20 protein-coding genes are annotated in these 17,177 nt (G+C 54.5%); 11 read left to right on the forward strand and 9 right to left on the reverse strand.

Features of this window, described 5'->3' with window-relative positions; genetic code table 11:
• Positions 1-88: 88 nt before the first annotated feature.
• Positions 89-1,441 (reverse strand): chromate efflux transporter, encoded by a 1,353-nt coding sequence (gene chrA / locus RT613_RS06330; RefSeq protein ID WP_313613864.1) that lies wholly within the window; start codon positions 1,439-1,441, stop codon positions 89-91.
• A 170-nt stretch (positions 1,442-1,611) separates the two neighbouring features.
• Here chrA and groES point away from each other — a divergent pair, with 170 nt between their 5' ends.
• From groES to RT613_RS06345, 3 genes are all read left to right on the forward strand, one after another.
• Entirely contained in the window at positions 1,612-1,908 is a 297-nt protein-coding gene (gene groES, locus RT613_RS06335) for a co-chaperone GroES (protein ID WP_313613866.1), read from the forward strand.
• A 75-nt stretch (positions 1,909-1,983) separates the two neighbouring features.
• Positions 1,984-3,621: a chaperonin GroEL gene (gene groL, locus RT613_RS06340; protein WP_313613868.1), complete on the forward strand. Its 1,638-nt coding sequence runs from the start codon at positions 1,984-1,986 to the stop codon at positions 3,619-3,621.
• Positions 3,622-4,526: 905 nt separating this feature from the next.
• A complete protein-coding gene (locus tag RT613_RS06345) occupies positions 4,527-5,072 on the forward strand; it encodes a hypothetical protein (RefSeq protein WP_313613870.1) in 546 nt (181 codons plus the stop codon).
• Positions 5,073-5,152: 80 nt separating this feature from the next.
• Here the strand turns inward: RT613_RS06345 and RT613_RS06350 are convergent, their stop codons facing one another.
• Positions 5,153-5,854, reverse strand: a complete 702-nt coding sequence (locus RT613_RS06350) for a glutathione binding-like protein (protein WP_313613871.1) — start codon at positions 5,852-5,854, stop codon at positions 5,153-5,155.
• A 240-nt stretch (positions 5,855-6,094) separates the two neighbouring features.
• Here RT613_RS06350 and RT613_RS06355 point away from each other — a divergent pair, with 240 nt between their 5' ends.
• Positions 6,095-6,535 carry a DoxX family protein gene (locus RT613_RS06355; protein WP_313613873.1) on the forward strand — a complete coding sequence of 147 codons (441 nt, stop codon included), beginning with the start codon at positions 6,095-6,097 and terminating at the stop codon, positions 6,533-6,535.
• 50 nt (positions 6,536-6,585) lie between these two features.
• Here the strand turns inward: RT613_RS06355 and RT613_RS06360 are convergent, their stop codons facing one another.
• Genes RT613_RS06360 through hisS form a run of 4 tightly spaced genes read right to left on the reverse strand, consistent with a single transcriptional unit; the run spans position 6,586 to position 10,385 of the window.
• Positions 6,586-6,999: a GFA family protein gene (locus tag RT613_RS06360; RefSeq protein WP_313613875.1), complete on the reverse strand. Its 414-nt coding sequence runs from the start codon at positions 6,997-6,999 to the stop codon at positions 6,586-6,588.
• A 56-nt stretch (positions 7,000-7,055) separates the two neighbouring features.
• Positions 7,056-7,751: an ATP phosphoribosyltransferase gene (gene hisG / locus RT613_RS06365; protein ID WP_313613877.1), complete on the reverse strand. Its 696-nt coding sequence runs from the start codon at positions 7,749-7,751 to the stop codon at positions 7,056-7,058.
• Positions 7,748-8,869, reverse strand: coding sequence for an ATP phosphoribosyltransferase regulatory subunit (locus RT613_RS06370; RefSeq protein ID WP_313613879.1), 1,122 nt, complete (start codon positions 8,867-8,869; stop codon positions 7,748-7,750). Before RT613_RS06370 ends, hisG begins: the two co-directional genes overlap by 4 nt.
• Before the next feature lies 1 nt (position 8,870).
• Positions 8,871-10,385 carry a histidine--tRNA ligase gene (gene hisS, locus RT613_RS06375; RefSeq protein WP_313613880.1) on the reverse strand — a complete coding sequence of 505 codons (1,515 nt, stop codon included), beginning with the start codon at positions 10,383-10,385 and terminating at the stop codon, positions 8,871-8,873.
• 370 nt (positions 10,386-10,755) lie between these two features.
• On the opposite strand from hisS, the gene RT613_RS06380 reads away from it, so the two are divergent.
• The 4 genes from RT613_RS06380 (at position 10,756) to RT613_RS06395 (ending at position 12,710) form a co-directional block, all read left to right on the forward strand.
• Entirely contained in the window at positions 10,756-11,001 is a 246-nt protein-coding gene (locus RT613_RS06380) for a DUF2798 domain-containing protein (protein WP_313613882.1), read from the forward strand.
• 82 nt (positions 11,002-11,083) lie between these two features.
• Complete coding sequence (locus RT613_RS06385) at positions 11,084-11,848, forward strand: hypothetical protein (protein WP_313613884.1); 765 nt, start codon at positions 11,084-11,086, stop codon at positions 11,846-11,848.
• A 115-nt stretch (positions 11,849-11,963) separates the two neighbouring features.
• Positions 11,964-12,266, forward strand: a complete 303-nt coding sequence (locus RT613_RS06390; RefSeq protein WP_313613886.1) for a hypothetical protein — start codon at positions 11,964-11,966, stop codon at positions 12,264-12,266.
• 75 nt (positions 12,267-12,341) lie between these two features.
• Positions 12,342-12,710, forward strand: coding sequence for a DUF305 domain-containing protein (locus RT613_RS06395; protein WP_313613887.1), 369 nt, complete (start codon positions 12,342-12,344; stop codon positions 12,708-12,710).
• Between the two features lie 73 nt (positions 12,711-12,783).
• Here the strand turns inward: RT613_RS06395 and RT613_RS06400 are convergent, their stop codons facing one another.
• Both RT613_RS06400 and RT613_RS06405 read right to left on the reverse strand, forming a co-directional pair.
• On the reverse strand, positions 12,784-13,227 hold the full coding sequence (locus RT613_RS06400; protein WP_313613889.1) for a hypothetical protein: 444 nt from the start codon (positions 13,225-13,227) through the stop codon (positions 12,784-12,786).
• A complete protein-coding gene (locus tag RT613_RS06405; protein WP_313613891.1) occupies positions 13,224-13,853 on the reverse strand; it encodes a DNA-3-methyladenine glycosylase I in 630 nt (209 codons plus the stop codon). The genes RT613_RS06400 and RT613_RS06405 overlap by 4 nt, the downstream gene beginning before the upstream one ends.
• A 186-nt stretch (positions 13,854-14,039) precedes the next feature.
• On the opposite strand from RT613_RS06405, the gene RT613_RS06410 reads away from it, so the two are divergent.
• A complete protein-coding gene (locus RT613_RS06410; RefSeq protein WP_313613892.1) occupies positions 14,040-14,816 on the forward strand; it encodes a L,D-transpeptidase in 777 nt (258 codons plus the stop codon).
• A 133-nt stretch (positions 14,817-14,949) separates the two neighbouring features.
• Positions 14,950-15,648, forward strand: a complete 699-nt coding sequence (locus tag RT613_RS06415; protein ID WP_313613893.1) for a L,D-transpeptidase — start codon at positions 14,950-14,952, stop codon at positions 15,646-15,648.
• A 69-nt stretch (positions 15,649-15,717) separates the two neighbouring features.
• On the opposite strand, the gene RT613_RS06420 is transcribed toward RT613_RS06415, so the two are convergent.
• Complete coding sequence (locus RT613_RS06420) at positions 15,718-16,098, reverse strand: DUF4870 family protein (RefSeq protein WP_313613894.1); 381 nt, start codon at positions 16,096-16,098, stop codon at positions 15,718-15,720.
• A gap of 164 nt (positions 16,099-16,262) precedes the next feature.
• On the opposite strand from RT613_RS06420, the gene RT613_RS06425 reads away from it, so the two are divergent.
• Positions 16,263-17,159 carry a LysR family transcriptional regulator gene (locus RT613_RS06425; RefSeq protein WP_313613895.1) on the forward strand — a complete coding sequence of 299 codons (897 nt, stop codon included), beginning with the start codon at positions 16,263-16,265 and terminating at the stop codon, positions 17,157-17,159.
• The last annotated feature ends 18 nt before the right edge of the window (positions 17,160-17,177 follow it).

Consider the following 17,177-nt stretch of genomic DNA (forward strand, 5'->3'; position numbering starts at 1 on the left):
TGGATAATGGAGGCTGACATTGCAAAGCACAACGTCGATGGCAAGAAAAAAAGCCACAGCTGCGAAAGGCAGTTTCACCTTGTGGCGGCTAACCGTCCAACCACAGGCGGCCAAAACCGACGGCGATACACAGCGCCAGTACCGGTACCATACCCAGTTTCAACCGAAACAGGAGAAATGCCGAGACGACGAACAAAGCGAGAGCAACCGGATCCAGCGTGTTCCAGACAGGTACCGACAGGTTGAGATTGATCGCCGGAACCAGTGCCACACGTTCAACGTCACGGAACAGCACATGCAGGCCAAACCAGACAGAGAGGTTCAGTATGACACCGACAACGGCAGCAGTAATGGCTGACAGGGCCGCAGACAGTCTTTTATTGTTGCGCGCGCTTTCCACATAAGGCGCACCCAGAAAAATCAAAATGAAACTCGGCACAAAGGTTGCCCATGCGGCAATGCTTGCGCCCATCACCCCTGCGACAGTCGGGTCCAGCCAGCCTGGATTTCGAAAGGCGGCCAGAAAGCCGATATGGGACAGAACCAACACCAGCGGCCCCGGCGTTGCCTCGGCCAAGGCAAGCCCGTCAAGCATTTCGCCTGCGGTCATCCAGCCATGGGTTTCCACGGCAACCTGCGCCACATAGGCAAGAACGGCGTACGCACCGCCAAAGGTGACCACAGCCATTTTGGAAAAAAAGGTCTGGAGCAGCGCCAGTGTTTGAGGCGCGGCAAACAGCCATGTCAGGGCGAACGGGATTTGCCAGATCGCGATTCCGGCAACAAAACCCAAAGCCTTTTGCCGCAGCGGCACTACATCCGCCTTACGTGCATTGCCTGATAAATTTGCCTCGTCACGTGGCTGGATACCGAATGCAGCTTTGCGTGAAACAAACCACCCCATAGCACCAGCCAGTAGAATGACCAGCGGAAATGGCAGGCCAAACAGGAAAAGCGCAATGAAGGAGGTCGCAGCCACAGCCATCTGAAATCGGCTGACAAGGGCGCGCTTCGCTACGCGTAGCAAGGCCTCGATGACGATTGCCAGAACACCCGCCTTCAGACCTGACAGCAGCACCGGAAGCCAGTGCGTATCCTGAAAAAGTGCATAAGCTGCTGCCAGCGCCACGATGACAAAAAAACCGGGCAGGACGAACAAGGTGCCGGCAATGATGCCACCTCGCCTGCCGTGCAAAAGCCAGCCACAATAGGTGGCCAGTTGCTGGGCCTCTGGGCCTGGCAGCAACATGCAGTAGTTCAAGGCGTGCAGAAATCTGTCTTCGGATATCCAGCGCCGCTCATCTACCAGCACCCGGTGCATCATGCCGATCTGTCCGGCCGGACCGCCAAAACTTAAAAGCCCGATGCGCCCGAAAACCGCCACAAGTTCAAAAAAGGATGGGTTGGTCGACGAGACCTGAGCATTGGAAATTTCTGTCATGAATCGCTGATAACCATGTTCTGTGAAATTTTTCCGACAGGCCGTTCTTGACTCACAGTTGGCCCAACCTTATCTCGGCATCGCTGGCACTCAAAAGTGCTGAGTGCTAACAACCATCATGCGAACCTTTTTACCGGGTTCGTGAAGTCATTTGATCGAGGGATTAGACAATGACAAGCACCAATTTCCGCCCGCTGCACGACCGCGTCGTCGTTCGTCGCGTTGAGTCCGAAGAAAAGACCAAGGGCGGCATCATCATTCCCGATACCGCCAAGGAAAAGCCGCAGGAAGGCGAAATCGTCGCAGTTGGCTCCGGCGCCCGTGACGAGTCCGGCAAGATCGTCGCTCTCGACGTCAAGGCTGGTGACCGCGTTCTGTTCGGCAAGTGGTCCGGCACTGAAGTCAAGCTCAACGGCGAAGACCTTCTGATCATGAAGGAATCCGACATCATGGGTATCATCGGCTAATCTGCCGAACCCGTCGTTCCTTTCAATTCAAAGCCGGACATCGTTCCGGCCATTCGAAACCAGGAGTTTTGAACAATGGCAGCCAAAGAAGTAAAATTCGGCCGCGGCGCACGCGAAAAGATGCTCAAGGGCGTCGACATTCTCGCTGACGCAGTGAAGGTAACACTCGGCCCCAAGGGTCGTAACGTTGTTATCGACAAGTCCTTCGGCGCACCGCGCATCACCAAGGACGGCGTTTCCGTCGCCAAGGAAATCGAACTGGAAGACAAGTTCGAAAACATGGGTGCACAGCTCGTTCGCGAAGTTGCATCCAAGACCAACGACATCGCAGGTGACGGCACCACGACCGCTACCGTTCTGGCCCAGGCAATCGTTCGCGAAGGCGCGAAGGCTGTTGCAGCTGGCATGAACCCAATGGACCTGAAGCGCGGTATCGACCTCGCTGTTGCAGAAGTCGTCAAGGACCTGCAGGCAAAGGCCAAGAAGATCAACACCTCGGAAGAAGTTGCACAGGTCGGCACGATCTCTGCTAACGGCGAGCGTCAGATCGGTCTCGACATTGCTGAAGCAATGCAGAAGGTCGGCAACGAAGGTGTCATCACCGTTGAAGAAGCCAAGACCGCTGAAACCGAACTCGAAGTCGTTGAAGGCATGCAGTTCGACCGTGGTTACCTGTCTCCTTACTTCGTAACCAACCCTGAAAAGATGATTGCGGACCTCGAAGACGCATACATCCTTCTCCACGAGAAGAAGCTTTCGAACCTGCAGGCCATGCTGCCAGTTCTCGAAGCTGTTGTTCAGACCGGCAAGCCACTCATCATCATCGCTGAAGACGTAGAAGGCGAAGCTCTTGCAACGCTCGTCGTCAACAAGCTGCGTGGCGGCCTCAAGATCGCTGCTGTCAAGGCTCCTGGCTTTGGCGACCGCCGCAAGGCCATGCTCGAAGACATCGCCATCCTGACCGGTGGTACCGTGATCTCCGAAGACCTCGGCATCAAGCTCGAAAACGTCACGCTCGACATGCTCGGCAAGGCGAAGAAGGTTTCGATCTCCAAGGAAAACACCACGATCGTTGACGGCTCCGGCCAGAAGTCCGACATCGAAGGCCGCGTTGCCCAGATCAAGGCTCAGATCGAAGAAACTTCCTCTGACTACGACCGCGAAAAGCTGCAGGAACGCCTTGCCAAGCTCGCTGGCGGCGTTGCCGTTATCCGCGTTGGCGGTTCGACGGAAGTCGAAGTGAAGGAAAAGAAGGACCGCATCGACGACGCTCTGAACGCGACCCGCGCTGCTGTTCAGGAAGGCATCGTACCAGGCGGCGGCGTTGCCCTGCTGCGTTCGTCCACGAAGATCTCCGTCAAGGGCGAGAACGACGACCAGGAAGCTGGCGTTAACATCGTTCGCCGCGCGCTGCAGGCTCTGGTTCGCCAGATCGCTGACAATGCTGGTGACGAAGCTTCTATCGTTGTTGGCAAGATCCTTGAAAAGAACGAAGACAACTACGGCTACAACGCTCAGACCGGCGAATACGGCGACCTGATCGCACTCGGCATCGTCGACCCAGTCAAGGTTGTTCGTACAGCTCTGCAGAACGCGGCTTCGGTTGCTTCGCTGCTGATCACCACCGAAGCCATGATTGCTGAACTGCCAAAGAAGGACGCTCCGGCTCTTCCAGGCGGCGGCATGGGCGGCATGGGCGGTATGGACTTCTAATAGTCCTTATCAGCGCAGATATGAGAGGGCGGTCTTCGGATCGCCCTTTTTCGTTTCGCCCACGCTGCTTTTTGGTTTTGCGTCGCGAGCGCGTAAAACAGGGCGGCATGGACTTCTAATAGTCCTTATCAGCACAGATATGAGAGGGCAGTTCGGATCGCCTTTTTTTTCGCCCATGCTGCTTTTTGGTTTTACGTCTTAGACGTGCAAGCACAGAAACGTCCAACAACGCTTATCAATGCTGATGCGCTGGGATTCTTGTTTCAGTTTTCTGTAACGCCAGCGTGCAGTTTTGTCGCGCACCTACGGCAAACAACGTAGATCGGCACCTATATTTTATTTTCAAATGCCGTTTAAAATAAATTAGAAATACAAAACTATCTAATATGAATCATTATGAGACAGCATAGCTGTTAGAAAATACTTGTTACATTGCCAAAATAGAGTATGAGAGCGTCTTTCAGAAATCCAACAACTGCTTGGATGAAGGGCTAAACTGACAAACATGCTCGAGAATCGCGAAAACCCGCGCATTTTCGGATAATCGCAGAAAAAACATAGCACGTGATGTTTTTTAGCAAAAATGCATTGCCGTTTAAAAAAAAGAAACTATAAATCCTGCGCGAACAGCAGATATTTACAACCATAAGATAAGTTTCAATAGCGCGTCTCACATAAAAAGAATTCATCAAGACACGCAGTCATTCGCATGAGTGAATACTTTGCGCAGTCGCAGGTTTCACTTCTTCTGGTCCCTCATGATGAGTGACCTGTATCGCAAAGGCACACACTTCAGGGGGCGTGTAGTCGGATCATGCCGCGTAAATGTGAAGCGGCTTTGCGGTAACGACATGTAAAACAGCAGTTTATGGCGCATCACGCAGATCGGAAAGATCGCGGCGCGCTTGAATTCGGAAAATGTTGAAGTGCCTTTATGCATTCCAATATTGTCAGGTCACCAGAGACCAGGGAACGCAATCTGGCATAAAAATTCGGGGAATACTGTGTTTAAGATTTCGAGAAACAACAATGCCGAATTTTCTTCTTCATGGAACGACGGGGACCATGGAGTTTTTTCGCAGCTTTGCGTCTCTGAAAAATGGACCGGCAACCTGTCCAACGGTATCATCGAGCTTGGACGACTGTCATCTTCCATCCACGGCCTTGAAAGCAACGAATGCGGTCTACTCAGCCTGATGCGCTGCTATGATCAGAATGATCGCGCCAACATTCTGTCATTGTTCGAACAGGCATCAATGGTTGCGTCACGTTTCTGTTTCACCACAACTGTACGCACAGATGGCAACGAACGTCAGCCAGTTTTCTGCGCCGGGGAATCCTCAGGTCAGGAAGAGCGTTTTTACGGGACCATCACTGGTCTCTTCATGTTCCCACGTTTCCAGGTGCCGCTGGGCCAGAATGCATTTTATTCGACACGGTTTGCTCAGTAAGGTCGCTACCTCAGTCTGACGGCTCACGCTGGAAGCAACCACTCCGCCGCTGCGGGGGGGGGCTGCCAGTGCCAGCAGTGTCAGGCAGGCACCTTCAACCCCTTGATACTGGCAGGACGTGCTTCCGCCCTGTTGCGCCATGCAGCAACCGCTGGGTAGTGATCAAGCGCGAGAGCATCTCTGGCACCATAATGAACATCAATGCCGCGCACCCATGGGAAGGTGGCGATATCGGCAATGCTGTAATCATCTCCTGCCAGCCACTGGTTGTGCTCCAGCCTTTTTTCCAGAACGCTCAACAGACGCATGGTCTCTTCCCGGTAGCGATCGACCGGGTACGGGTTGTTTGCGACCTTGTCTGAGGCGTATTTGAAGAAGTGCCCGAATTGCCCGAACATCGGCCCCACACCACCGACTTGAAAAAACAGCCACTGGATGGCCAGATAGCGGTTTTCCGGATCACGCGGCAGAAGTTTACCGGTTTTTTCAGCCAGATAAAGCAGGATCGCGCCGGATTCAAAAATGCCAATCGGCCTTTTGTTTGGCCCGTGCGGATCGATGATTGCCGGGATGCGACCATTCGGGTTCAACGACAGAAACTCCGTGGACTTCTGCACATTGGTGCCGATATCGATCTTGTGTACCTCATAAGGAAGACCCAGTTCCTCAAGCGCGATCGCAACCTTCACGCCATTGGGCGTGGCCAGGGAATAGAGCTGGATAATGTCAGGATTGGTTGCTGGCCACTGACTAGTGATGGGAAAAGCAGAAAGATCGATCACGGCACATTCTCCTCGCTCGTGCTAAGACTGTATGCGCATTCCAGATATATTCATGCCAAATATGTTTATATCTCAGGCATCACTTGCAGACCGTTTTTGACGTTTTCATCGTTCACTAATTGAGAACAAATTGTCTAGTTTCGTCCATCTTTCGAAAACGGCCAAACTCATTCATATATGCTTGCAGAATTCAGCTTTCCTAACAATCGCCGTAACGGCGCATGATCCACGGAGCCTTTTATGTCTGCAACGAACTCCAATACCAATAGTCTGATCCTGCTTGGCGCACGCATCCTTCTGGCCGCCATGTTCCTGCTCGCAGGTTTTCCAAAACTCATCGACCCATCTGGCACTGCCGGTATGATCGCGGGAGCTGGCCTGCCTGCGGCAACCGCTCTTGCGTACCTTGCCGGTATCTTTGAAGTTATCTCTGGCCTTGCCATCCTCCTCGGTTTCCAGACCAAGATTGCAGCATTCGCGCTGGCACTCTTCTGCCTGTTCACCGCATTTGTATTTCACAATGGTCCAATTGTTGTTCCTGACTTCCCGGAAGCCGCAAACAACCTTCTGACCATGTTCAACGGCCTGATCTTCTGGAAAAACGTTGCCGTTGCTGGTGGCTTCCTCGGCCTGGCAGCAGCAGGTGCTGGCGCCTACTCCATCGATGGTCGTCGCGACTGATCAGCCTGCTGTGCAAAACACAAAAACCGCCGGATTGTTCCGGCGGTTTTTTATTCCACGTAGTCTTTCTCGTGGGATGGCAGCTTGTCGATCTGCGACAGCCATGACACCGAGGACTGCGCCCATATCTGCGCTTTGGGAACCAGGACATCACGCTCGTTGGTGCTGCCCCAACGAATGCCCCATTCCTTCACATCCTCGCCCTCCCCGCTTGTAAACAGGGGTGAACCACATTCGGGACAAAAATACTGCCGACGGACACGGCCATTATCGCCGGTCTTGCGGTAAAGCTTGGGTTGGTTATCAAGAATTTTGAGATCGGCCCGCTCAACGAGCAATGTGACGCGGAAGGGTGAACCGGTCAGTGTCTGGCAATCCGTGCAGTGGCAAATGCCAACGCGGTTCGGGTCTGCTTCTGCTTCAAATCTGACATGGCCGCAGTGGCACTGTCCGCTAATATGCATGATGGCCTCCCCTTTCAGGCAGGCCATCATAAATGAACAGTCGAAAAACCGACAGTCTAAACGGCGGACTGTACGCGCGCGATGATGTCTTTCACCACAGCGTCGCCCTCGTGTTCGGGCTTGCGCGCCCGCACAAAGCAGGCTTCGGACCGCAGGATGACACCGTCCGACAAGATCTTGAGATGGTTTGCCTTCAGCGTCGAGCCGGTCGAGGTGATATCAACGATGATATCGGCCTGACCTGCAGCCGGTGCGCCTTCGGTGGCACCAAGGCTTTCGACAATGCGATAAAGCTGGATACCGTGGCTGCCAGAAAAATACTGCTGCGTCAGGCGCCAGTACTTTGTGGCAATGGCCAAACGGCGCCCGTGGCGAGCGCGAAATTCAGCCGCGACGTCACCCAGATCTGCCATGCTATCGACATCGAGCCAGATTTCCGGCACCGCAACAACAACATCCGCGTGGCCGAAACCGAGGCGCGCACAAAACTCGACGCGACCGTCGGCATTATCCAATCCTTCGCGCACGAGGTCTTCGCCCGTTACGCCGAAGTCTACGGTGCCGTTACCAATTTCCCGAGCAATTTCCGATGCTGAGAGATAGGCGATCTCGATGTCGTCGCGTCCTTCGACACGGGCGCGGTAGGAACGATCATTGCCGATGGCAGAAATCTTCATGCCAGCCCGTTCAAGGATAGCCGAGGATTCTTCTTTCATGCGGCCCTTGGAGGGCAGTCCAATGGTGATGGTCATTTGGAAGCCCTCGCCATTTCAATTCGATCCAGCCATAGGGAGAAACCAACGGCAGGAATACGATCCGTCGCGCCGAGCAGCGTCATCAACCTGTCGAAACGGCCGCCGCCTGCCAGCACGTCTGAACTGCCGGTTTTGCTGATTTCGAACACCAGCCCTGTGTAATAATCGAGCGGACGACCAAAGGCTGCCTTATACTGGATAACATTCAGATCGCCCCCCGAATTTGCCAGCGCAGCAACGCGACCATCAAAGGTCGAAAGAGCTGCACCCAGCTGCAAACCGGCCTCCTGTGCAAAAGCGGCAAGCGCTTCAGATGCACCGGATAGCGGCGCCTGCAATGACAGGAATGTCTTCAACGTATTGAAGTTGTAGTCCGACAGGCGTGTTGCGGCCAGTGCCAGCTTTTCGCGCAGACGCCGGGCAATTTCAGCCGGTGCACGGCTGGCATTGGTGGAATAACCCGTCTGCTGCATGACCGTGTCGATGTAACCGACAAGTTCCGCCTCATCGCCAGAGGCAAGCAGACCGGCCACTCTGGAATCCAGTCCCGTTACCGGTTTTGGATTGATCAGTCCCTCAAGTAATGCTTCCAGCTGCTGGGTGTTGCCGAAGGCCTGAACAAGGCGCTTTTGCCAGCCCGATGGCAGGCCAAGAGCTGCAACAACCGCTTCGAATACCTTTTGGTCGCCCAGTGTTATCGACAGCGCCTGTGATGGTAAAAGCCGGTTCAGAACCGACGTTGCATCGACGATGGCGCGGGCGTCAGATGCTGCGATATCTGCGTCGCCCAGGTCTTCGATACCAGCCTGGTAAAACTCGTTGGCACCTTCCCGGCGCTGGCGAAACACCTGCCCCATATAGGCATAACGCTTCGGTGTCCCAGTTGCCGTTTGAATGTGGCGGAGGCAGACGGGAATGGTGAATTCCGGGCGCAGGCAAAGGCTTGCGCCGGTTTCGCTTTCGGTCAGAAAAATACGGCGGCGCAAATCTTCGCCCGCCATGTCCAGAAACGGTTCGGCGGGCTGGATAACAGGCGTATCGATGCGCACTGTCTTGCGCTTGGCAAATTCATCCAGCAGTTCGCCGGCAAATTCCGGCATATCGATGAAAGGCATGTTACCCTGCCCGCTTCCGGTCTTCAGCCTGTGCGGCCAGAATTTCCTTTACCTTGGCAACGAGTTCGGCCTCCGGCACGGTTTCCTGCGCTACACGGGCTTCACGCCATGTCGCATTGTCCTCGATCTCACCAGACAGGCGCTTGCCTTCGATCAGATCCTTGATCTGGACAACACCCTGCGCACGCTCGTCACCACCCTGAATGATGGCGATCGGAGAGCCGAGACGATCGGCATATTTCAGCTGGTTGCCGAACTTCTTCCAGTTGCCCTGATACATTTCAGCACGAATGCCTTCCGCGCGTAGTGCCTGCGTAAAACGCTGGTAGCGGCCCATGCTCTCGACATCACCGTCCATGACAGTGATCAGCACAGGTGCCAGCGGCTTCTGCTGGCCAAGCTTGCCAAGGTTTTTCAGCGCCGTCATCAGACGCGACACGCCGATGGAGAAACCGGTTGCGGGAACCGGTTGGCCCATGAAGCGCGAGACCAGACCGTCGTAACGGCCACCACCACCGACCGAACCAAACACGACCTTGTCACCCTTTTCATTGGTGACGTCGAAGGTCAGCTCAGCCTCGTAAACCGGGCCGGTATAATATTCGAGACCACGCACGACAGACGGATCGATCTTGATGCGGCTTTCATCATAACCGGCACCGGCAACCAGTGCGCCGATGATGTTGAGTTCCTCGACACCTTCTTCACCCTTGGAGGTGCCAGCAACGAGGGCCGCCAGATCAGCAGCACTTTCTGCGTAATTCTTGATACCGACGAAGAACAGAACCTTTTCGATCTGTGCATCATCAAGGCCTGCACCCTTGGTGAAGTCGCCGGACTCATCCTTGCGGCCTGGACCGAGCAACAGTTTCACACCTTCCGGACCGAACTTGTCCAGCTTGTCGATGGCACGCAGAACGTTGAGACGGCGGGCTGCATTCTCATCGCCACCAAGTCCCAGCGCTTCCATCACGCCATCAAGGACCTTGCGGTTGTTGACGCGGATCACATAGTCGCCCCGCTTGATGCCCAGCGCTTCCAGCGTATCAGCCATCATCATGCACATTTCAGCATCGGCCTGCACACCGGCAGCGCCAACCGTATCGGCATCGAACTGCATGAACTGGCGGAAACGGCCAGGACCTGGCTTTTCGTTGCGGAACACGTAACCAGCGCGATAGGTGCGGAATGGCAGCTGAATTTCGTTGAAATTCTCGGCAACGTGACGGGCCAGAGGCGCGGTCAGATCGTAGCGCAGGCTCATCCACTGCTCATCGTCATCCTGCAGCGAAAACACGCCTTCATTCGGACGATCGCTGTCTGGCAAGAACTTGCCGAGCGCATCTGTATATTCAAAGAGCGGCGTTTCGATGGGGTCAAAGCCGTAAAGCTCGTAGACCTTGCGGATTTTTTCCACCATCTCGTTGGTGGCATGAATGTCGGCAGCCGAACGGTCCACAAATCCACGCGGCAAGCGTGCTTTCAGTTTCTGCGGTTTCTTCTGCTTTTCACTCATTTTACCGTTCCGGCTTTCTTCAAGATAATGCCGGTTATTAGAGGATCGAACTGCATGCGGCAAGCACGAACACGACCAATATGGCGAGCGGAAACAGGCAAGCGGCCGATAAATCAGGCGCGTTGCGCCCGATCTGATTTCGTGATGGCTGGGCAGCACCAGACAGGATCATCTGCAACCTGCTTTTGTCTAGGTCGCTCTCGCCACCTTGGCGCTTGCGAAGCGTCAGACCATTTGTTAATCGCTTGGACGTTGCAATCAGCAACCGTAAGCGTCTGACGTCAAGCAACGCACCTCACCCTTCGGCTTTGCGGAGGGCGCTGACAAAGGTGCTATCCATGAAGACGATTTTCCAGAAAGCGAAGCTTTAATGAAACTGTCACGCTTACCAGCGATATATGGTGTGCTCCTGACACCTTTAATCCTGTCCATCATCATGACCTTTATCGTGTCACTGATCTCTACTCTCAAGGCCGTCGGCATCGCCAATTTCTCCGTGCAGGAATGGATGTCGGCATGGGGTCTGTCGTGGATGGTTGCTTTCCCGACCCTTCTGCTTGTGTTGCCACTGGTGCGCAGGATCGTCGGGACTCTCGTGGCACCTCAGCGCGCCTGATGTGCTGTGCCGCGCTCAGTCAAGAGCGCGGCCCGCCTGGCATGGTCTTTCCAATAGCGCGCAAAAAACCGATAAAGGCATCATGATTCTCGAAGCCATCCATTATGCTGCCACGTTCGCCGTCACGCCGCGTGAATTCCGGCCCCATATTCGTTACAGCATAAACCTGTGGGCGCGTGCCAAACGCTGCACACAGGACTGGAAGGTGCATGAAGAAAACTGCAAACGCAGCATTCTGGGTCGCGCCGCAAAACTGAAACAACGACGCACAGCGGTCGTGCTGGGTTCTGGCCTGTGGCGCGATGTACCGGTCAGAGAGCTCTGTCGACTGTTCGACACCGTTGTGTTGATCGATCTCGTCCACCCGGCCAGCGTGAAAATGGAACAATTGTTCCGCAAACTGAAAAACTTGCGCTTCGTTTACCGCGATCTCTCGGGTTATGAGAATGCAACGCAAGATCGTCCCTGCGAACCGCTCGGGTTCCTGCGGTTGGTGCCCTATCTCGATTTCGTTGTGTCGGCCAACGTGCTGTCACAGATCGGTACTGGTGCGCGCGACCGTCTCTCCAAACACGGGATGGAAGATATGCAGCAGGATGTTCTCCCAAAATTGATCAAGGCACATATGGATGGGCTGGAGCACTTGCCCTGCGCCGTTTGCCTGCTAACCGACATCGATTACACGGTGATCGATCGCAACGGAAACACCCATGAAACCGTGGATTTACTGTATGGTGTGACACCGCCAGCGCCCGTTTCAGACTGGGTGTGGCCTGTGGTGCCGCTGGGTGAGGAAAGCCGCGACTACAAGGTGGTGCACAAGGTCATTGCGGTTGACGTGCGCTGATCCACGCGCTTTAACGTGAAGCATGCGATTTGCAGCGAAGACATTGATGATTTTGGCATGGCTGTTTTACGGGTCCATTCCCGCACAGTCTGCTTTTCTCATTGAACCAATGTCGATGCGCACCGCCATGCAGGACATGGCGGCCTCGGACGGAGCGCATGCAGCGCATCAAAAGGCCAATCATAACCAAACCGGTGAGGCGCACGCCCATCAACAGCAGATGGCAAACAAAGGTGAGCCCTGCCCGCATCGTGGCGACATGAAACATAGCGGCTTTTGCACCGCCTGCCTGACCATTGCGCCCAACATGATTATTTTCGACAGCGGAAAACAGGTCTTTGCCTATCCGGCACCGGATTTTGGCACTGTGTTCCTGACGTCCGGTTCGGCACCGCCGATCCCTCCTCCCCGATCCTGATTGCTCATCCAGACAGTTCAAAACTGCGGATTATCCGCTCAACCTGAAACAAGATAAAATCAGGACTTAATAGCTATGACCAAAACACTTCTTATCACAGCAGCGTTCGCTGCGATGTTTGCTGGCCAGACTTGGGCCCAGGACGCCAACAGCCATGCCGGTCACGGCGCAGCTGCGCAGACCGAAGTAAGCCCGTCGACCAAGGCCTTCATGGAAGCGAACGACAAAATGCATAGCGACATGTCGCTGGAATTTACCGGTGATGCCGATGTGGATTTTGTGCGCGGCATGATCCCGCATCATCAGGGCGCCATCGACATGGCCCGTATTCAGCTTGAATACGGCAAGGACCCTGAAATCCGCAAATTGGCGGAAGAGGTCATCAAGGCACAGGAAGGCGAAATCGCCATGATGAAAGAGTGGCTGAAAAGCAAAGGTCACTAACCCCTGAATACGGGGATGCGCCAGAGATGGCGCATTCCTTACGCTGGACGTTCGTCGGTTCCGAGCGATAGACCTACAGTTTTTCGATGGTGAGATCGTAATGCGCGCCCAGACCACGACGCGGTGCACTTAGGATAAGAATGGGGCGGATCAGCCACCAGGTGTCCTTCTCAGCCGTCAAGGTCGTCATCTTCACGCCGGCATCACTGAAAAAGATCGCGTCATCGTCTGGGTCAGCCATGTCAAAAACCGCGAAGTTCAAAAACTCACTGGATGATGCCAGGGTAATGCGCAAGGCGTCGCCAGCTTTGACGTCCAGGCGGTAGACGTTGCCTCGGCCCTGTCGTGTCCAGCCGCTGGTGCGCAATGCATCACCTGTCAGCGGACCGATGGTTTTCAGGACCTCACCGGGATTGAGCCAAAATGGCTGCTCTTGCTGCGCAAAGGCAATTGCCGGAGCCAGGCAAGACGCCATCAGCAGGGCAATGAACTGGCGCTTTTTCAATTGGCGGTTCACGGACGCACAAACTCCGTCCTGAGCTTTTCAACCCGTGCCCGGCAATAACAACCTTCGATATGGTCGTTGACCATGCCCATGGCCTGCATGAAGGCATAGACCGTGGTTGGGCCGACAAATGTCCAGCCGCGTTTTTTCAGGTCCTTCGACAATCTGACCGACGTTAGCGATGTGGGATTTGCCCTTAAGGTCTGGTAATCCATGACAGCAGGCCGTTCGTCAGCACCCGGTTCGAAAGACCAGAAATACTGGGCAAGCGTGCCGAACTCCTGCTTCAGTTCCACGGCACGGCGGGCATTGTTGATGGTCGAGACAATCTTGCCTCGGTGGCGCACAATGCCCTTGTCGGCCAGGCAGCGATCAATATCCGCGTCGGTGAACTGCGCAACAGTTGTGAAATCGAAACCGTTGAACGCTGCGCGGAAAGCCTCACGCTTACGCAGGATCGTCAGCCAGGACAGACCGGACTGAAACCCTTCAAGACAGATTTTTTCAAACAGCCTGATATCATCGACAACCGGCTTTCCCCATTCCTCGTCATGATAGTGGCGGTAATCTTCAAGTCCCTGATGCCAGGAGCAGCGCAACTGTCCATCCGGACCTGTCTGAAGACCATTTTCACTCATCTGATACCGCCCTTAATGCAAATCAGCATGGAATTACCATTGATTCACCCTGTTTCAAAACCCGGCAGTAACCTTACGACAAGGTTTCCACGATGCCGCCGGTTTTAATGAACGGCCATTTACCATTCGCTTGTTCGAAAGTGCGAACGTCGATGCATGTTTCGGTGCATGTAACGAGTAGATCTGATGACGATGAAGTCTCTATGTCTGGCATTAAGCCTTGTATCCGTTTTTTCTTCCGCCGCGGTGGCCAATGACCGCTACCGCGAGCGCCCTCCGGTGATCGTCAGCCCAGATCTTTCTGCACCCTGGCTGATGCAGCTTGGCGGGGGCAATACAAGGCCGGTTGTGGTGCAGCAACGTCAGACCGTTCGCCAGCCGATTTATCGGCGCCAGCAGGCCGTGAACGTGCGCCCAACACGCCAGTATAATGGTGTAACCAGCCAGCGCCCTGCGGGTGTTCAGCAGGTTGCCGTACGACCAAACTCACCGGCCAAGGCACAGATCGCGCCGCAGTTCCTGCCACAGATCGTGTCCTATCAGACCCAACAACCGGCCGGCACAATCGTCATCGATACGCCGAACCGGTTTCTCTATCTGGTGATGGCAGATGGCAAGGCCCGTCGCTACGGTGTTGGTGTAGGCAAGCCCGGCTTTGAATGGGCCGGCACCCACAAGGTTACCCGCAAGGCGGAATGGCCAAGCTGGACGCCTCCGAAAGAAATGATCACGCGTGAAGCCGCAAAGGGGCATTATTTGCCGGCCTTCATGGAAGGTGGACCGCAAAACCCGATGGGCGCACGCGCCATGTATCTGGGCTCGACGCTTTACCGTATTCATGGCACGAACCAGCCTTGGACCATCGGCAGCAACAATTCTTCCGGGTGTATTCGCATGCGCAATGAAGACGTGACCGACCTCTATGAACGCGTCAATGTCGGCACCAAGGTTATCGTCATGTAAGGCTTTAAAGCCAATCATGAAACAGGATATTCCGGCAGTACAGTGAGTATTGCCGGAATATATGTACTTCAAGACTTGCGTTCATCGACAGCTTGGCTAACTTTACCCCGTTTCAGGTGTGAGGGGACCATAGATGAATCGCAGAGATATTCTTGTATCTGCCATGGGGATGGCAGCATTTGCTGCAGTTTCCGTACCAGCAACGCAAGCAGCGCCGCTGGTTGGCAGAACACTCAAACCAGCTGTTAATACCGACATACAGCCAGTTGCCATTCAAAAAAAACAGGTCGACGAAAAATACAAGCGCCGCGTTGTACGTCTCTCCACCAGCGAGACGCCCGGCACGATCATAGTCGATACCAACAACAAGTTTCTCTATTTCGTTGAAAGTAAAAACCGCGCGACCCGCTACGGCATCGGCGTTGGCCGCGATGGTTTCGGCTGGTCAGGTGTTGTGAAAGTTGGCCGCAAGGCCGAATGGCCAACATGGACCCCACCAGCAGAAATGCGCCGTCGTGAAGCCGCAAAGGGGCGCATTTTGCCAGCAGTACAAAAGGGCGGCGAAGACAATCCGCTCGGCGCACGCGCGCTGTACCTCTATCAGGGTGGACGAGACACGATTTTCCGCATCCATGGCACGAACCAGCCATGGACGATCGGCCAGAACATGTCTTCCGGCTGTATCCGCATGATGAACAAGGATGTCGAACACCTCTATGCCCGAGCCGGTATCGGCACAAAAGTGATTGTTGTCGGCCCTGGCAACAAGCAGGGTAATGTGTCGTTCAACGATCGCGGCATCGATATTCTGCGAACCATTTTCGGCGGCTGATCAATCAGCCATGACAGGGTGTTTGGTACCCTGTCATGGCTATTCAGCTTGTCGGCAGCTGAATGACCCTCAGATCAACCATTTGTTCGGATCATCGATCGGTTGCTGATTGCCGGCTTTCTGCAGTCCCACAACACAGCGGACAACCACCCAGATGATGGTGGCCAGCATGCCCAGAAAACCGATGAAAACCACTGTCAACATCAGCGAAATGAAGCCATAGAGAATGCCGATCCAGAACGTGCGGATGGCCCAGATGTAATGCGACTGCATCCAGCCGGTTGCCTTCGACTTGTTCAGATAGGCAATAACCACCCCGATAATGCTGGTGATGCCGACAACGAAGCTCAGCAGATACAGGATATAAACAAGCTGGATGTTGGTTTTCCCCGGCTCAAGCCAATTTTCGCTTGGGGGACGCACCGGTCCGTTGGACATAGGGTCTGCCATGAAATACCTCCGCTATTCATAACATTCACTTCCATATTCAACATTTAGGACGTGTTTGGAATTTTACCAGATTGACCAGCATGGAACCTATGCCCAGCCCCATGACTTGAAGGGTGCGAACTGCTACAGAATTGATGACAGTTCTGGCATAAATGGAAAAGATTTTGACCAATCTTGGTGATCTGGAAATTTTCAATCTCGTCGCAAGCTGCGGCAGCATGTCGGAAGCGGCACGATCGCTGGGATATTCTCCTGCCGTAATTTCCAAACGCATCAAGCGATTGGAGGAACGTCTCGGTGTACGGCTATTCCAGCGGACCACCCGCCAGATTTCATTGACCGAGGCAGGACAAGGTTTTCACGAGAGGGTACAGGGTATTCTTGTCAGCATCGGTGAAGCCGAAGATTTTGTTGCCGGACGGGCCAATGCCATTTCAGGCACTTTGAAAATCTCCGCTCCGACCTCGTTCGGACGCATGCATATTGCGCCGCATCTCAGGGCGTTCATGGATGCCAATCCGGCTCTTGCCATCAATCTGGTGTTAAGCGACGAATTTACCGATCTGGTCGCCGGCAGTTTTGACTTGGCAATCCGTATTGCCGACCTCAACGATTCAAGCCTCGTGGCAAAACGTCTGGCACCGGTCCGTCGCCTGCTTTGCGCCTCCCGCAGTTATGTTGAAAACCACGGCATGCCGACAACGATTTCCGAACTGCAAAATCACCGATGCCTGCCGGCCCATAACAATGACAGCTGGCGACTGGAGGGGCCGGACGGTGCCTTTACCATCCGCCCAGATGGAATGCTGATCACAAATTCCAGTGAAGTGATCCGTGAGGCAGTGATTGCAGGTCTTGGTATTGCGCTACGTTCCACCTGGGATATTGGCCAGGAATTGCGGGATGGCACACTGGTGCAGGTTTTGCCCGATTATGAAGGCTCGAAAAACGTGTCGCTGTCTGCTGTTTATTCCAGTCGCAAGCTGTTGCCTGCCAAGGTGCGCATGTTCATCGATTACCTGACCGCGCTTTATGCGCCTGTTCCCTACTGGGAGCGGTAACGGCAGGCACATTACAGC

The sequence above is a fragment of the Agrobacterium sp. genome (assembly GCF_032092815.1).
GTDB lineage: Bacteria > Pseudomonadota > Alphaproteobacteria > Rhizobiales > Rhizobiaceae > Agrobacterium.

Bases quoted from the DNA above. Each gene is read 5' to 3' on its own strand.
- RT613_RS06390 (WP_313613886.1), top strand. From the start codon at position 11,964: ATGCGCACCGCCATGCAGGACATGGCGGCCTCGGACGGAGCGCATGCA.
- groL (WP_313613868.1), top strand. From the start codon at position 1,984: ATGGCAGCCAAAGAAGTAAAATTCGGCCGCGGCGCACGCGAAAAGATG.
- RT613_RS06385 (WP_313613884.1), top strand. From the start codon at position 11,084: ATGATTCTCGAAGCCATCCATTATGCTGCCACGTTCGCCGTCACGCCG.
- hisS (WP_313613880.1), bottom strand. From the start codon at position 10,385: ATGAGTGAAAAGCAGAAGAAACCGCAGAAACTGAAAGCACGCTTGCCG.
- RT613_RS06360 (WP_313613875.1), bottom strand. From the start codon at position 6,999: ATGCATATTAGCGGACAGTGCCACTGCGGCCATGTCAGATTTGAAGCA.
- RT613_RS06405 (WP_313613891.1), bottom strand. From the start codon at position 13,853: ATGAGTGAAAATGGTCTTCAGACAGGTCCGGATGGACAGTTGCGCTGC.
- groES (WP_313613866.1), top strand. From the start codon at position 1,612: ATGACAAGCACCAATTTCCGCCCGCTGCACGACCGCGTCGTCGTTCGT.
- RT613_RS06395 (WP_313613887.1), top strand. From the start codon at position 12,342: ATGACCAAAACACTTCTTATCACAGCAGCGTTCGCTGCGATGTTTGCT.
- hisG (WP_313613877.1), bottom strand. From the start codon at position 7,751: ATGACCATCACCATTGGACTGCCCTCCAAGGGCCGCATGAAAGAAGAA.
- RT613_RS06380 (WP_313613882.1), top strand. From the start codon at position 10,756: ATGAAACTGTCACGCTTACCAGCGATATATGGTGTGCTCCTGACACCT.
- RT613_RS06415 (WP_313613893.1), top strand. From the start codon at position 14,950: ATGAATCGCAGAGATATTCTTGTATCTGCCATGGGGATGGCAGCATTT.
- RT613_RS06420 (WP_313613894.1), bottom strand. From the start codon at position 16,098: ATGGCAGACCCTATGTCCAACGGACCGGTGCGTCCCCCAAGCGAAAAT.
- RT613_RS06355 (WP_313613873.1), top strand. From the start codon at position 6,095: ATGTCTGCAACGAACTCCAATACCAATAGTCTGATCCTGCTTGGCGCA.
- chrA (WP_313613864.1), bottom strand. From the start codon at position 1,441: ATGACAGAAATTTCCAATGCTCAGGTCTCGTCGACCAACCCATCCTTT.
- RT613_RS06370 (WP_313613879.1), bottom strand. From the start codon at position 8,869: ATGCCTTTCATCGATATGCCGGAATTTGCCGGCGAACTGCTGGATGAA.
- RT613_RS06410 (WP_313613892.1), top strand. From the start codon at position 14,040: ATGACGATGAAGTCTCTATGTCTGGCATTAAGCCTTGTATCCGTTTTT.